18 protein-coding genes are annotated in these 14350 nt (G+C 35.9%); 14 read left to right on the forward strand and 4 right to left on the reverse strand.

Annotated elements, in window-relative coordinates:
- Window positions 1–179: 179 nt before the first annotated feature.
- The 9 genes from WIW89_RS07355 to WIW89_RS07395 all read left to right on the forward strand — a co-directional run bounded on the left by WIW89_RS07355 (window position 180) and on the right by WIW89_RS07395 (window position 7812).
- Window positions 180–575: a translation initiation factor IF-5A gene (locus tag WIW89_RS07355; protein WP_337701114.1), complete on the forward strand. Its 396-nt coding sequence runs from the start codon at window positions 180–182 to the stop codon at window positions 573–575.
- A gap of 2 nt (window positions 576–577) precedes the next feature.
- A complete protein-coding gene (locus tag WIW89_RS07360) occupies window positions 578–1915 on the forward strand; it encodes a signal recognition particle protein Srp54 (RefSeq protein ID WP_337720288.1) in 1338 nt (445 codons plus the stop codon).
- Window positions 1893–2975 carry a pseudouridylate synthase gene (locus tag WIW89_RS07365; protein WP_337708414.1) on the forward strand — a complete coding sequence of 361 codons (1083 nt, stop codon included), beginning with the start codon at window positions 1893–1895 and terminating at the stop codon, window positions 2973–2975. The genes WIW89_RS07360 and WIW89_RS07365 overlap by 23 nt, the downstream gene beginning before the upstream one ends.
- 2 nt (window positions 2976–2977) lie before the next feature.
- Window positions 2978–3778 (forward strand): SDR family oxidoreductase, encoded by an 801-nt coding sequence (locus WIW89_RS07370; protein WP_337708338.1) that lies wholly within the window; start codon window positions 2978–2980, stop codon window positions 3776–3778.
- A gap of 107 nt (window positions 3779–3885) precedes the next feature.
- Window positions 3886–4062, forward strand: coding sequence for a chromatin protein Cren7 (locus WIW89_RS07375; RefSeq protein ID WP_156005889.1), 177 nt, complete (start codon window positions 3886–3888; stop codon window positions 4060–4062).
- Between the two features lie 104 nt (window positions 4063–4166).
- Window positions 4167–4850, forward strand: coding sequence for a UMP kinase (pyrH, locus tag WIW89_RS07380; RefSeq protein ID WP_337701107.1), 684 nt, complete (start codon window positions 4167–4169; stop codon window positions 4848–4850).
- A gap of 3 nt (window positions 4851–4853) precedes the next feature.
- A complete protein-coding gene (locus WIW89_RS07385; RefSeq protein ID WP_337720289.1) occupies window positions 4854–5129 on the forward strand; it encodes a hypothetical protein in 276 nt (91 codons plus the stop codon).
- A 64-nt stretch (window positions 5130–5193) separates the two neighbouring features.
- A complete protein-coding gene (gene lysS, locus WIW89_RS07390; RefSeq protein ID WP_337720290.1) occupies window positions 5194–6576 on the forward strand; it encodes a homocitrate synthase in 1383 nt (460 codons plus the stop codon).
- A 105-nt stretch (window positions 6577–6681) separates the two neighbouring features.
- A complete protein-coding gene (locus tag WIW89_RS07395; protein WP_337720291.1) occupies window positions 6682–7812 on the forward strand; it encodes a hypothetical protein in 1131 nt (376 codons plus the stop codon).
- A 25-nt stretch (window positions 7813–7837) separates the two neighbouring features.
- On the opposite strand, the gene WIW89_RS07400 is transcribed toward WIW89_RS07395, so the two are convergent.
- Both WIW89_RS07400 and dph5 read right to left on the reverse strand, forming a co-directional pair.
- Window positions 7838–8545 carry a DUF357 domain-containing protein gene (locus tag WIW89_RS07400; RefSeq protein ID WP_337701102.1) on the reverse strand — a complete coding sequence of 236 codons (708 nt, stop codon included), beginning with the start codon at window positions 8543–8545 and terminating at the stop codon, window positions 7838–7840.
- Window positions 8527–9303 (reverse strand): diphthine synthase, encoded by a 777-nt coding sequence (gene dph5, locus WIW89_RS07405; RefSeq protein WP_337701100.1) that lies wholly within the window; start codon window positions 9301–9303, stop codon window positions 8527–8529. Before dph5 ends, WIW89_RS07400 begins: the two co-directional genes overlap by 19 nt.
- A gap of 57 nt (window positions 9304–9360) precedes the next feature.
- Here dph5 and WIW89_RS07410 point away from each other — a divergent pair, with 57 nt between their 5' ends.
- From WIW89_RS07410 to WIW89_RS07420, 3 genes are read left to right on the forward strand one after another with little or no spacing between them, the layout of a single operon-like run.
- The gene (locus tag WIW89_RS07410; protein WP_337701098.1) at window positions 9361–10110 is read left to right on the forward strand and encodes a metallophosphoesterase; all 750 of its coding nucleotides are present in this window, start codon (window positions 9361–9363) and stop codon (window positions 10108–10110) included.
- A gap of 59 nt (window positions 10111–10169) precedes the next feature.
- Complete coding sequence (locus WIW89_RS07415) at window positions 10170–10748, forward strand: TATA-box-binding protein (RefSeq protein ID WP_156005905.1); 579 nt, start codon at window positions 10170–10172, stop codon at window positions 10746–10748.
- Window positions 10749–10772: 24 nt separating this feature from the next.
- A complete protein-coding gene (locus WIW89_RS07420) occupies window positions 10773–11021 on the forward strand; it encodes a DUF5622 domain-containing protein (RefSeq protein ID WP_337701096.1) in 249 nt (82 codons plus the stop codon).
- Here WIW89_RS07420 and WIW89_RS07425 read toward each other — a convergent pair.
- The gene (locus tag WIW89_RS07425) at window positions 11002–12063 is read right to left on the reverse strand and encodes a DUF373 family protein (RefSeq protein ID WP_337720292.1); all 1062 of its coding nucleotides are present in this window, start codon (window positions 12061–12063) and stop codon (window positions 11002–11004) included. The genes WIW89_RS07420 and WIW89_RS07425 overlap by 20 nt on opposite strands.
- A complete protein-coding gene (locus tag WIW89_RS07430; protein ID WP_337720293.1) occupies window positions 12035–12979 on the reverse strand; it encodes a coiled-coil protein in 945 nt (314 codons plus the stop codon). Before WIW89_RS07430 ends, WIW89_RS07425 begins: the two co-directional genes overlap by 29 nt.
- A gap of 167 nt (window positions 12980–13146) precedes the next feature.
- Here WIW89_RS07430 and WIW89_RS07435 point away from each other — a divergent pair, with 167 nt between their 5' ends.
- Together WIW89_RS07435 and WIW89_RS07440 are read left to right on the forward strand one after the other, a co-directional pair.
- Window positions 13147–13425: an H/ACA RNA-protein complex protein Gar1 gene (locus WIW89_RS07435; protein ID WP_337701091.1), complete on the forward strand. Its 279-nt coding sequence runs from the start codon at window positions 13147–13149 to the stop codon at window positions 13423–13425.
- Entirely contained in the window at window positions 13422–14306 is an 885-nt protein-coding gene (locus WIW89_RS07440) for a transcription initiation factor IIB (RefSeq protein ID WP_337720294.1), read from the forward strand. Before WIW89_RS07435 ends, WIW89_RS07440 begins: the two co-directional genes overlap by 4 nt.
- The last annotated feature ends 44 nt before the right edge of the window (window positions 14307–14350 follow it).

The following is a 14350-nucleotide window of genomic DNA, read 5'->3' on the forward strand; positions in this document are numbered from 1 at the left end:
CACCAAGATAAAAACCCCGTGCTCACCCTTAAATAGTATTACGCGAAAACAAGTTCTTACAGAACGAGAAAAGATTGTTGAATAAAATTATATTAAATTAACAAAATTGTTGACCACACTCCGTGACAATGACAAAAGAGTTTAAAACCTAATGTGAATTAGGATAATTGGGAGTAATCGTGAGCATTCAGTACACCACGGTTGGCGATTTAAAGGTTGGAAGTTACGTAGTTATAGATGGAGAACCTTGTAGAGTTGTAGACATCACTAAGGCAAAGACCGGTAAGCACGGTAGTGCTAAGGCGAACGTCGTGGCAATCGGTATTTTCACCGGTCAAAAGAGGACTATAATGGCTCCCGTTGATCAGCAGGTTGAAGTTCCGATTATAGAGAAGCATGTAGGTCAGATACTCGCAGACAAAGGTGACACTGTTCAAATAATGGACTTAGAAACTTACGAGACTTTTGATATTGAGAGGCCTAAAGAACCTGAACTTGCGGATAAAATAAGGCCAGGTGCCGAGATAGAGTATTGGGACGTAATGGGTAGAAAAAAGATTGTAAGGGTTAAGTAACCTTGCTTGATAATTTAAAAGATGCAGTAAAGAAATTTTTAGGTTCTTCTGATTATAACAAGGCTGTTAATGATTTCATAAAAGACCTCCAGATTTCTCTCATAAAAGCTGATGTAAATGTTAAACTGGTTAATGAATTAACTACAAAAATTAAGAATAGGCTCGCAAATGAAAAGCCACCATCTGCTATCGAGAGAAGAGAGTGGTTTATCTCAATAGTTTACCAAGAGCTAACTAACTTGTTTGGGGGAGATAAAGAACCTAATGTAATGCCTAAGAAACTTCCTTACGTGATAATGCTTGTAGGTGTACAAGGAAGCGGTAAAACCACTACTTCAGGAAAATTGGCATTATTCTACAAGAAAAAAGGGTATAAAGTAGGATTAGTGGCTGCAGATATATATAGACCTGCTGCTTATGAACAACTTCTACAAATAGGAAACCAAATAGGTGTACCTATATATGGTGAGCCTGGGAATAAGGACGCTATACAAATAGCTAAGAACGGTGTAGAAAAGTTCCTAAAGGAAAAATACGACGTCGTCATAGTAGACACTGCAGGAAGACATGGTTACGGGGAAGAGGTTAAACTGTTGGAAGAAATGAAGAACATTTATCAGAGTATAAAACCGGACGAAGTAATCTTGGTGATAGATGCTTCTATCGGACAAAAGGCTTACGATCTAGCTTCTAAGTTCCACACCGCGAGTCCTATAGGCTCTATCATAATCACTAAAATGGACGGTACTGCTAAAGGAGGAGGAGCACTCTCTGCTGTAGCCGCTACAGGGGCTACTATTAAGTTCATAGGCACTGGCGAAAAGCTCGATGAGCTTGAAGTGTTTAATCCTAGAAGGTTTGTCTCACGCATATTAGGAATGGGTGATATTGAGGCTATAATAGAGAAGATCAAAGGAATAGAGGAATATGAGGAGATAGAGAAGAAAATGGAGGAAGTGTTAACGGGTAAGACTAAACTCACTTTAAGGGATGTTTATAAACAGTTGAATGCGATGAGAAAGATGGGTCCCCTCAATAAGATTCTCCAGATGATCCCTGGTTACAATATTTTATCACAAATACCAGAAGAACAACTTAAGTTAGGAGAGGAGAAGATAAGAAAATTCATGAATATCATGAATTCAATGACTTACAAAGAACTCGATAACCCTGACATAATAGACAAGTCTAGAATAAAGAGGATCGCAAAGGGGTCTGGAACTACGCCCGAGGAGGTAAAGGAGCTCCTTAAACAATATGAAATGACAAACAACTTATTAAAAATGATGAGGAGGAAGAAAGGTCTTGCAAAGCTTTTTGAAGGGAGAGATATTAAATAAGGCTTTTACTCTTCTTTCTAAATATCCTCTTTGTAACAGTTGTTTAGGCAGATGCTTTGCCAGATTGAGTTATGGACATACCAACAATGAGAGAGGTAAGGCAATGAAGTTGGCACTTTTGATGGAGATCGATAAGATGATTAAAGATCATGAGATTCAAGACCTTACAGAGCTAAAGGAGGTATTCTTCAACATTGGAGAGCTTGCTTCGCCTCTATTTTCCCTCTATTATAATGAGGGGTTCCAAAAAAGAAGCTGTTACATTTGTGGAGACAAAATAGAAGAGATTAAGGATAAATTCGAGAGAAACGCGTTACAAATCCTCAAGGAGAAAGGTTATAAGACTTTCGTTCTAGGTGTCAACTTACCTACTTATTTGAAGAGGTTGGAAGAGGATTTCATAGTTAGTAACGACTTGACCTATTATGAGAGTATTAAGAACGAGATTAAGAGAGATGTAGGAAAGAGGATAGCTGAGAAGGGCTTTACGCCTGCTTTTGAAGATGCAGAGGTCGAACTGATTTACGACATCGAGTACGATGCGGTCTTAGAGGTAAAGAAGAGCTATAAGACATTAGTTTTCTATAACCGGCTATCGAGAAATGTACCTATATCTAGCTGGTATGCTAAAGATGGAATATCCTTGGAGAGTTCTCTCACTAACACTAAGTTATACGTACCGTTTTCGGAGCCATCTGAGTATAGAATTTTAGAAGAGTATCCTTTGATAGTTGAGGGAGAAGTTAAGGACGTAGCAGGGTACTATTTTAAACCTTACGGAAAGGTTCAGGGTAGGGAGCTTTCAACAATATTCACCCTAAAACCTACTAACAGAACTTATAGGATTACCGTCTACTCAGAAAAACCGGTTGAAGGAGGTATGAACATTTACCAAGGAGTTTATGACTTGTTTTTAACGGTGAAAGAACCAGAGGAGCTAAAGGCAAAAATAAACGAACTTGAGAATAGAGGCATGGTTATACTAGGCATAGATTTAGTAACCACTTCAGGTAAGGTGAATACGTTATATACAATCCTTTACAAGGATAAAATAGGATAAACGTGAACGTGAATATAAACGGTAAAAAAGTACTTATTACCGCTTCAAGTGAAGGTATCGGTTTCGGGATAGCAAAGAAGTTAGCTAGAGAAGGTTGTAGACTGGTTTTGACCTCTAGAAACAAAGAAAAATTGAATAAAGCCGTTGAAAGTTTAAAAAAGTATAACCCTGAGGTATATGGTTTCCAGTCTGATCTCAGTAAGCTCGATAGTTTGGATGACCTAGTTAACTTTGCGTTAGAGAAGTTAGGGAATGATATTGATGCTCTAATTTACAACACGGGGAATCCTCCTTCAGAGCCCTCTACTTTCGCTGAAACTACCATGGAGGATTGGTTTTATTCTGTAAATCTTTATCTGCTTAGTGCTATAAAGTTAACTAAATCACTGCTACCGTATATGGTAAGGAAGAGAAGTGGTAGATTGATATATTTATCCTCATGGACTGTGAAACAACCTCAGAGTATATTCGTGTTAGCTGATGTTTCCCGTTCCCCATTGATACAATTGGTTAAAGTAGTCTCTAAAGATTACGGTCAATTTAACGTAACAGCTAACGTGATCCTTATGGGAAGTTTTGAGACTGAGGGAGCTAAGAGGAGCTTAAGGAGATTAGCTGAAAAATTGGGAATAAGTTTTGATGAGCTCTGGCAGAAAGAGGTAATCTCTCGCTCGCCGTTAAAGAGAACTGGGGACGTGGAAAAAGAATTGGGATCATTAATAACTTACCTTCTTTCGGAGTTCTCTTCATATATAACGGGGTCTGTAATACAAATTGATGGGGGAACTAGTGATGCAATATAATTTAAGGAAGTCCTTCAAGTTATCTTTAGCTTACTATTGGTATTATCCTTTACATGAGTTGTAAAAAGGTTTTTAAAGTTGTCTAAAATAGTATAGTAATGATTGATATGGCTGATAAAAAAGTAAAAGTAAAAACTCCAGGAGGTAAAGAGATGGAGCTTGCACCGGAGAAAACATGGGTATTAGCTCCTAAAGGAAGGAAAGGTGTAAAGATAGGGTTATTCAAAGACCCCGAGACTGGAAAGTACTTCAGACATAAACTTCCAGATGATTATCCAGTTTAACGCGATTTTTATATGCTTAAGCTAAAACTTGTTTTTACTTGTTCTTTTGTTTGTACGATCATACAGTTGAGCTTTAATTTTACCTCAAATGATTTATTCCTCAAATGATAGTGACATTGAAGATAAGCGGGAAATTTTTTGATGACGAAAATCCGACTAATTTGGAAATTATAAAAAAATCCGTACTCTCTCTACTAAATTCTGGACATAGAGTAGCTATTGTGACTGGAGGAGGAGGTACCGCGAGAAAATACATAAACTTGGGAAGAAAAGCTGGTATCAAAGAAGCTCACTTAGATCTTCTAGGTATTTGGGCGTCACGCCTTAACGCCTACCTGGTAGCTTTCTATCTGGGAGACCTTGCTTATTCCAAGGTTCCCGAAAGTCTAGAGGAGTTTATTGAAAAATGGAGTTACGGTAAGGTTGTAGTTACTGGAGGTTTTCAGCCTGGTCAATCTACTGCGACCGTAGCGTCTCTGGTTAGTGAAGCTACCAATAGTGATCTTTTAGTTCTAGCCACTAACGTAGACGGAGTTTATGATAAAGACCCTAAAAAGTTCTCCGAAGCTAGATTATTACCTCGACTTAGCACTATTGAGCTGAAAAAAATCTTAGAGTTAACGCAGTCAGTTAATGCAGGAACTTATGAGCTTTTAGACCCATTAGCGATTAAAATTATAGAAAGATCGAAAATAAAAGTACTGGTTGTTAATTTCAAAAACTTAGACAAGCTTTTAGATATTATATCAGGGAATATAAGTATAGGAAGTTTAGTCCTTCCGGTGTAAAATATGTCAATAATGGATGAGGAGGAGTTTAAATTAATTAGACAATACAAGAATAAAATAGATTTACAAACTGTTATATCAATACTAGAGGAGATCGAACAAGATTATGTGCACAGTGAGAATCTGACTTCATCTATAATTTTTGTGTATACTAATCACCTTGATGTTATAAGGCAAAATAGAGAATTTTATGAATTACTCTCAAAAGTTTTGGAAAAATATTCAAAGAGAATTGGATTTGAGAACATTTCACAACTCGTAATAAACTCTCTTAAATAGTACGGTTTTGAAACCACTCTTTACCATTTTATTTATAACCACATTACTGTCATAGACATTACAAATGAAAGTAGGAATCCTTGATTCAACACTTAGAGAAGGAGAACAAACACCTGGAGTAGTATTTACCGTAGAACAGAGAGTTGAAATAGCTAAAGCGTTATCTGATATAGGCGTTACAATGATAGAAGCAGGGCACCCTGCAGTGTCTGCTGACATTTACGAGGGTATAAAAAGAATAGTCAAAATGAAGAAGGAAGGCGTAATTACTTCAGAAATACTAGGGCACAGCAGAGCAGTCAAAAGGGATATTGAGGTGGCAGCTGAATTAGAAGTAGATAGAATTGCAATTTTCTATGGTATAAGCGATATTCATTTAAAGGCAAAGCACCATGTCACCAAGGAAGAAGCACTGAAGATAATTTCAGAGACCGTGAGTTACGCTAAAAGCCACGGAGTTAAGGTCAGATTTACTGCTGAAGACGCTACACGAGCAGATTACCAATATCTTCTTGAAGTAATAAAGACTGCCAAAGACGCAGGTGCTGATCGTATAAGTATTGCAGATACTGTAGGAGTTTTGTACCCTTCGAAAACTAGAGAGTTATTTAAGGATCTAACTTCTAGATTCCCAGACGTAGAGTTTGATATACATGCACATAATGATCTGGGAATGGCTGTAGCAAACGCTTTGGCTGCGGTAGAAGGAGGGGCTACTATTATTCATGCAACCGTAAACGGACTGGGAGAGAGGGTAGGAATTGTTCCTCTTCAAGTAGTAGTTGCCGCATTGAAATATCATTTCGGTGTAGAGGTCGTTAAACTAGAAAAACTACCTGAGGTAGCCAGTCTTGTTGAGAAATATAGCGGGATTCCGATGCCTCCGAACTTCCCGATTACCGGTGATTACGCGTTTGTGCATAAAGCGGGAATTCACGTTGCCGGAATTCTTAACGACCCGTCAACCTATGAATTTATGCCACCCCAAACTTTCGGAAGAAATAGAGATTATGTAATAGACAAATATACTGGAAAACATGCCCTTAAAGACAGATTCGAAAAGTTAGGTGTCAAGCTATCTGATAGTGAATTAGATCAAGTTTTAGCTAAAATAAAAGCAAACCCTAGTGCAAGATTCTATCGTGACGTAGATCTACTGGAGCTTGCTGAGAATGTTACCGGGAGAATACTAAAACCGAGACCTCCTGAAAACATTCAGGCTATCGTATCCGTAAAATGTGACTCGAATGTTTACACAACTGCTGTAACTAGGCGCTTATCGGTAGTACAAGGAGTTAAAGAGGTAATGGAGATATCTGGAGATTATGATATAATAGTGAAGGTTGAGGCTAAAGATACTAATGAGTTAAATCAAATAATTGAAAGTATAAGATCCGTTAAGGGAGTTAGGTCTACTCTTACATCTTTAGTCCTCAAGAAGTTGTAAACTTTTTAACACCTTCTTACGAATTCGCGAAGCAATACGCGGATGAAAAGATTTTATTTTTAACTTTCAACCTACCCTGCTCATTTTTAATTTTTCAGTTACTTCATGAGAAGTAAGAGAGGAATCTCAAGTATATTAGGTGCTGTAATACTAGTGCAAATAATAATAATGTCATTATTAGTAGTTTTATCCGTAGAGCAACAGCTAGGTTCATCATCTCAAAATCTGATAAAGAGATTAAATTATTATTCACAGAACTCTCCTCTTTCTATAATAGAAATTAATGGAAATTATTATATAACTTCTCCCTCACAACAATACATATGTTACATAATATATCCGAACGAGTTAAAACCACTACATGAGAAAATCAGTATACCAGTTTCTATAAACTCCTTATTAGGGGAATATCCATGGGCTATTATTATTACAAATAAGGGCACTTGGTATAACGTAACGTCTTTAGGAATATATTCCGATACAAGTAACAAATTATACTCTTTACAGCAACTGGTTAGTATGGCTGGAATTCCGTATCAAGGGAACTTCCCAATAACTGAGGTTGAAAGTCCAGATTGGGATTATCTAAGAGGTATAAGCACACCAGATCCCCTTGCTTTAATACCTTTAAACCTCACTCTGGTATTACTCGATAATAATTGTGTACCGATAGGTAATATTACTTATCCATATGAGATTACAAACACAATTTTGAAGATTGTCCCATCCGGTCAATACCAATGGATAAATTTGACGTTCAAAAAACCAAATATAAATGAGCAGTTGACCTTAAACCCAATTGCCCCAACCGATTCTAGTTACTGTTTAGGTGGCTTATATCTTCCGGTTTATAATGAAACTAAAAATCATTATAGTGACGGATATATATATTATGCAATAGGTGTAGCGGAAGGTTTAAATAATCTCGTACCGAGTATTACGGGTTCAAGCTATTCATATTACGGTACTATAAGTTACGATTACAATTGGTATGGTGTAACATTCGTACCAGACCCGTTCCTTTTCTACATAGCATTTTTCCAAGTTGATATAAACCCATCTAATTTAACAGTATACTACTACGTAGAGTATGGCACGTATCTACACACAAATGGAGTAATTAATAAATGGCATTATATAGGCTCTGTGAAGTTTATTAAAAACGTATTATTTAATAATGCACCTTTGTACATAGCTATTCCAAATGGAGTTTATTTGTTAAACGTTAGCACTTGAAAAATAAATATAAGAATGCATGTTTCTATTCCTTTTTATTATCATCTTTTTTATTACAATACCTTTTTACTATCTCTTGAATTATAGAAGATGTACTCGAATGTTCATACGTGGATATCCTTTGAGGTAATCGCATAATTTGAACGTTTTCTAAACCTCTTTTTTTAAGCTCATCAATTAATTTACTTTCATCGACTTTCTGATCTGGTCCTAGGAATAACACGTCAGGACGCACTCGTTCCACACTCTTTAGGAAGTCGTTTTCGTCGCCTAGGAAGGCTTCGTAAACATATCTTATGCTTCTTATTACCTCTAATCTATGATTTTCGTCATTTATGGGTCTTCTTCCCTTTATTTTTTCCGAATTTTTGTCCCTAGCTACAGCTACATGTACTAACCCGTATTTAGACGCCTCTTTAAGTAGTTCTATGTGTCCAGGATGAATAATGTCAAACGTTCCTGCTACGAATACTTTCTTCGGTATTTGTAGTTCTAAATTTATATTCTCGTTGAAAGCAATAGAATCTAGCAGACCTTCGGCATAGACTATATCTACTAGAGCAGTTATATAGTCTCCCTTTTCCAGATAGTATTTGGCATCCTGCGTATATTGTCGTGCTAAATCATAAATCTTTCTATATTTTTCTATAAAGAATGATGGAACTTTCTTAAGTCTTTCCTCCATTCCTCTAATATACTTTTCAGCCCTATTTTTTACCTCTTCATCAAACATTTTAACCCCTCGCTTTCCATGAAGTGTAGGGACTTAGAGGGATAAACTATTATATGTGGTTGGGGCTTAAACTGATAATTAACCACATCGCTAAGTTTCATTGCTACGACTTCTTCGTCTTGACAGCCCAATCTTTGTCCCACAATTATCACATCGTCTCGTGAAATAACTCTCATTTTCTCCATTTCTTCCATTTTAAGTAATAATGACACAGCTTCTATTGCACTCATTGGTTTATCGTCTCTTATATCTAAGTAAAAAACAGTATGAAGCTTACGCTCTTGATTTTCCTTAAGGACATAATAGGGTGTCGTATCTATCTTATCACCAAAAGGGTAAACTATAGTTACGGACTTTCCGAAACGATAAGAGGATAACATGCTTTTCGAGATCATGTAACAGTGAACCGAAACACCCGGAACAATTAGAAATTCGTGACCTCTATTCTTAGCCTCTGTTATTAGACTAATATGGGTAGTTGCTATCATAGGATCACCTATGGTAGCGATGGCAACGTTTTTTCCTTCATCTAGATATTGGAGAATTGTCTTGAAATTATTCTCCAATAGTGAACGATTCGCTGTAAATACATGAACATTATTCCCCGTTAGACTCGAGATTAACTCTTCATCAATGTCACACGATAAGGATGTATAGGAGTCTAAATATATTATATCTGAAGAGGATAACTCTTCTATAGCCTTTTTAGTCAGGAACTTACTGGACAAGCCTAGGCCGATTAGCTTTAACAGTGACACTTATGAAAGAGAGATTTATTAGATTTAAGATTTAGTATTACACTCATAAGTAAGGATATGATGAATTTAGCTTCTGAGATTTTTATTGCTGAAGACTTACCTGTAGTTTACGTAAAACCACTGAACGCCGTAGTTTTATCTGACGTTCATATAGGTTATGAGGAGGACATGGCTTCCAAGGGAATTTTTATACCTAAAATTCAGAAGAAAAGATTCCTAACAGTATACAAGAGAGCTCTTAAAGTCTTTAAAACTAATAAGTTAGTCGTGAACGGTGATTTTAAACATTCATTTAGTAAATTAAGCAAGCAAGAGAGGGCTGAACTTACAGAAATACTTACAACGCTTAAAGAGGAAGGAGTGGAGTTAAAAGTTATAAGGGGTAATCATGACAATTACCTTTCCTCACTTCTAGAGAAATTTGATAATGTAGAACTTCTAGATGAAATTGTTTATGATAAAATAATCATCTTTCACGGTCATAAAGAGATATCAATAGAGAAGGGTCGTATTTATATAATAGGTCATGAACATCCAAGATTGAGCATAAGGGATAAGCTGGGATTTGCACATAAAATTCAGTGTTTCTTAAAGGTACCACTGAATGAAGGAGCAACAGCCATTGTATTACCTGCAACCGGAACTTATCAGTCTGGTAACGACATCTCGTTAATTCACACGAATTATATGTCACCTTTAATGAGAAAAAACGGAGTACTAGAAAAGGCTAAACCTTACGGGATTATAGAAGGACAAGGAATAATGGAGTTCCCTGAACTCAGTCTTTTAAAAGACCTCATCCTTTAAAAAACAAGTTATTTATAAATGTCTTTATAAACTATTTTTAGGTGGTCTAAATATCAGAAATACCCTATAAGGCAGTAGTTAATATCGAGAATATAGTAGCTACTGTAACCCTTGAACAGTCGTTAGACCTTTACGCAATGGAGAGAAGCGTTCCAAACGTTGAATATGACCCTGATCAGTTTCCAGGTTTAATTTTCAGACTTGAATCTCCCAAGGTTACTTCATTAATTTTCAAGTCAGGTAAAATGGTAGTAACCGGAGCTAAAAGTACTGATGAATTGATCAAGGCAGTAAAGAGAATTATAAAGACGCTTAAAAAATACGGAATGCAACTTACCGGAAAACCTAAGATACAAATTCAAAATATAGTTGCATCAGCTAACCTTCATGTAATAGTTAATTTGGATAAGGCAGCATTTCTCCTTGAAAATAACATGTACGAGCCTGAACAGTTCCCAGGTTTAATATATAGAATGGACGAGCCTAGAGTAGTTTTACTCATATTCAGTAGCGGAAAAATGGTAATTACTGGAGCAAAAAGAGAAGACGAGGTACATAAGGCTGTAAAAAGAATTTTCGACAGGCTTGCCGAATTAGACTGTATAAGACCAGTAGAGGAAGAAGAGTTAGAGTTTTAAGAAAGTGTTGAATAGGTGAGAAACATGGCATTAAAACATCAGAAATATCAATATGTTCAAATAAGTCCGGATCATTTTGTAAAGATCCGTGTCTTCAAGTCTAGACTTGAAGAGTCTAATCCGCCAGACGCATATCTCATTTTAAACAGACTTGTAAAGAAGCTTCCTAGAAAAGCTAAAGTAATAAAAGTAGAAGATCTACCCGTCGAAATTAGGGATAAATTAGGGATAAAAACAGAAGAAAAAACTGAAACTAAGAAGGAGCAGAAGTAGAGTTGAACTTATATTTTTCTATTATATTCATAAGTATATACACAGAGATTAAAACGAGTGTGGTTATAGATAAGGAATAAATAGTTTGTAAACCTACTTCTGTTGAATTCTGTTCTAGGTTTTTAGCCACTACCACTATAATGTAATATATTATGACTGTCGAAAAGATCCTAAAAATATCATGCCACACTTTTATATCTTTAGCTATTATTTTGTTAACAGCCTTACCTCCGAATAGAACTACAGAAGCAAAAACAACATAGGGAAGTATACTTAATAGAACCTGAAATTCCGTGAGTGCATCATAAGTTTTCAAGCTGATAAAAACAAAATAACCGTTTACTATACCGGCGATAAGAGAAATTAATGCAATAATTGATACTATAACCATAATAGTAGAGTTTTCCCACCAACTTTCTATTAAATCATCTATTCCCAAACCTCTAATTATGAGTGCTGTTGCTATAACCATCATGATTATAGGACCGGCATAAGCTGTTAAATTAAGCAGGGAAAAGAGACCTAATATAAACAAAATGATTCCTGGTACTCCTAAAAAAATCCGTGAAAATCTGGGTTCTGATAAGGCTCTCTTTATATACCTCCCAAGTAGAGCATAAGTCTCTTCAACTCCCCTATACTGCTCTACCAAAACTCTCTCTATACCTGCGATGGGAAGCCTCGATTGAATTATTGGGATAGCTTTTGCGTCTTCAGGACTATCATATACTACTATAGCCTTAGATGGATTTACTTTTTTTATTACATCATCCAGTTTTTTTGAAAATTGTAACTGACTTTCCAATGAACTGCCTTCACTACCTGAAATAAATGCGATATCTACGTTTTGCCCTTCATTGCGCATTTTCTTGAATATATTATAAGCCACTATCATAGTGTTTAGATCTGAGTCGGTGGGAATTTTCTCCTCGGCGATCCTAATCGCTTGAGATACTTCTGACTCTCCTATAACTGGTGTCTTGATTCCAATCTTGCCTAAATCATCGTCAATATCAATGTATATTACCAGAATCTTCTCCATTATCATCATTTTGGTTGTAGTATAGTATTAAAAGTTCATCAAACGAAAGCCTCTTGTTAGTCTTCAATTTCTCTTCGATCTCTTTCCTTTTGCTCTCAATCATCTCCTTATTCACTGGATTAGCCTTTATCTGATTTTGGTATATCTCTGTCACATTCTTAGCATTCTTTATACTTTCCTTGATCTTCTTTAACTCATCTTTGAGCTGTTGAATTTCTTTTGATTTATTTTCTATATCTGTCTTAATAATTATAATCTGATCACTTATTGTTTTTATCTGATTATTTATGTCCTCTAATTCTTTTTTGAGCTTGTCTCTCTCCGCTTTCAGTTGTTGTAGAAGTTTTCTTTTCTCAGCAACTTGGTTACCTAATTCTAACATTTTTTGCCTTATATTAGATAGTTCCACTCTCTTAGCTAACAATTCTGCTTTACTTTCTACGTTCTTTTCCTTTAAAGAAGCTAGTTTCTTAGCAGTCTGTAACTTCCTTTCGAGTTCTGCTATTTTAAGAATAATTCTCTTTTCTTCTTCAAGTGAAAGAGTAGATGTTTGTAACTTCCACTCAAGCTGTTCAATTTTTTTCATTATCTGAACCGGATCTAACTTCTCTTTTACTTTCTCTGCATTCTTAAGCTGTTCAAACTCCTTTCTTATCTCGCTGATTACTTGAACTAAGTTTTGCTTCTGCGCTTTTAGCTGTCTTATTTCCTCGACCTTGGACTTTAACTCCTCCCTAACTTGCATGAGCTGTTCTCTTATAGATCTTATTTTTTCTACTTTTTCCCTTCTTTTTTCTTTTAGTTTCTTAACTTCTTCGATTAACTTTTCCTTCTTCTCTTTTAACTTTCTTATCTGCTCATATGCTAGTGAGAGCTTTTGTTGAATCTCGTCCTCTGAGGATTCAGCTGTTGACATTCACTTATCACTTTAATGTATGAAGATTTATTTTTATTTATAAGTAGCCGTAGGTTAATAAAGTATTTAACCCATAATCTAAATCCCAAGCAGAACGCCATTTTACGTTCTCTTATGCTGGTATTATTATAAATACTATCTAATATACAAAATGAGATGTGGATCCTATGACAAAAATTAGACTTCTTGAAACTGGAAATTTCTATAAAAACAGTCTAGGTAATAAATGGCTAATTGAAGGAAAAAGAGAGATTGACTACTCTAAGTATAACTACATAGGAAAGATTATAGTTACAGAAAGTGGAAAAAGGATAGCAAAAGTTTTAGACATTATAGGTAATGTAAATAGACCATTCATTTTAGCTGAACCTCTTACTAACGAGAAGCCTACCGAGAAATTGTTCATTGAGATTATAGAAAGAAAGAAAGGAGGTAGAAGAAAATGACCAAGTGTCCTAATTGCGGTTCTTCTGATTCGATAACTTTTGATCCCGAGAGAGGAATTCATGTATGTACCAGTTGCGGGTTCGTCATAGACGATATGATAATAGATCAGGGACCAGAGTGGAGAGCGTACACGACTGAAGATCGTATGGAAAGGGAGAGAACAGGGTCTCCGATAACGGCTAAGGTACACGATTTTGGCATAACAACAAAAATCGGATATTCCAGAGTCAAGGACAAGGCTAAGATACATAGATTGAGACTGATGCAAAACAAATTAAGAGTACCTGCTAAGGAGAGAAAGTTAGTAACTTACTTGTCGGTATTAAATAGCGAAGCCTCTAAACTAAACTTACCTGATCATGTAAAGGAAACTGCAGCGTTACTGACAAGAAGGATAATAGAAGAAGGAAAAGCTAAGAGAATCGATATGTATACTCTAATTGCTGGAATCCTATACTATTCTTGCCAAGTTAACAAGATTCCCAAGTCATTGCAAGAGATAAAAAGTTTATACAATGTCTCCTCGTCCGATTTGTGGAAAGCTCTAGAGAGAATTCAAAGCGTGGCTAAAAGCGTTCAAGGTTTTAAGCCTACTATCAAACCTACTGAATATATACCGAAAATAATTGAAAAGTTAAACTTACCTCCTTACGTCTCTACTAAAGCATCAGAACTAGTCGATTTAATGCATAAAAACGGACTTACGAGTGGAAAGGGTTATACTGCACTTGCGGCTGCCAGTGTGTACTTAATAAGTACATTGATGGATGTAAAGCGAACTCAAAAAGAGGTGGCCGAAGCACTAAATATTACAGAAGTAACTATAAGAAATAGATACAAAGAAATAATCAGCAACTTCGACATAGAAGTAAAATTATGAGAGGGAAAAATAAATAAGCCTTAAAGTATATATATATATTTACT

The organism is Stygiolobus sp. CP850M, assembly GCF_037389425.1.
GTDB lineage: Archaea > Thermoproteota > Thermoprotei_A > Sulfolobales > Sulfolobaceae > Stygiolobus.

What these genes read in the sequence shown, in the direction of transcription:
- WIW89_RS07420 (WP_337701096.1), top strand. Translation starts at nt 10,773, where the DNA reads ATGGCATTAAAACATCAGAAATATCAATATGTTCAAATAAGTCCGGAT.
- WIW89_RS07400 (WP_337701102.1), bottom strand. Translation starts at nt 8,545, where the DNA reads ATGTTTGATGAAGAGGTAAAAAATAGGGCTGAAAAGTATATTAGAGGA.
- WIW89_RS07375 (WP_156005889.1), top strand. Translation starts at nt 3,886, where the DNA reads ATGGCTGATAAAAAAGTAAAAGTAAAAACTCCAGGAGGTAAAGAGATG.
- WIW89_RS07395 (WP_337720291.1), top strand. Translation starts at nt 6,682, where the DNA reads ATGAGAAGTAAGAGAGGAATCTCAAGTATATTAGGTGCTGTAATACTA.
- pyrH (WP_337701107.1), top strand. Translation starts at nt 4,167, where the DNA reads ATGATAGTGACATTGAAGATAAGCGGGAAATTTTTTGATGACGAAAAT.
- WIW89_RS07440 (WP_337720294.1), top strand. Translation starts at nt 13,422, where the DNA reads ATGACCAAGTGTCCTAATTGCGGTTCTTCTGATTCGATAACTTTTGAT.
- WIW89_RS07385 (WP_337720289.1), top strand. Translation starts at nt 4,854, where the DNA reads ATGTCAATAATGGATGAGGAGGAGTTTAAATTAATTAGACAATACAAG.
- lysS (WP_337720290.1), top strand. Translation starts at nt 5,194, where the DNA reads ATGAAAGTAGGAATCCTTGATTCAACACTTAGAGAAGGAGAACAAACA.
- WIW89_RS07425 (WP_337720292.1), bottom strand. Translation starts at nt 12,063, where the DNA reads ATGGAGAAGATTCTGGTAATATACATTGATATTGACGATGATTTAGGC.
- WIW89_RS07430 (WP_337720293.1), bottom strand. Translation starts at nt 12,979, where the DNA reads ATGTCAACAGCTGAATCCTCAGAGGACGAGATTCAACAAAAGCTCTCA.
- WIW89_RS07410 (WP_337701098.1), top strand. Translation starts at nt 9,361, where the DNA reads ATGATGAATTTAGCTTCTGAGATTTTTATTGCTGAAGACTTACCTGTA.
- WIW89_RS07435 (WP_337701091.1), top strand. Translation starts at nt 13,147, where the DNA reads ATGACAAAAATTAGACTTCTTGAAACTGGAAATTTCTATAAAAACAGT.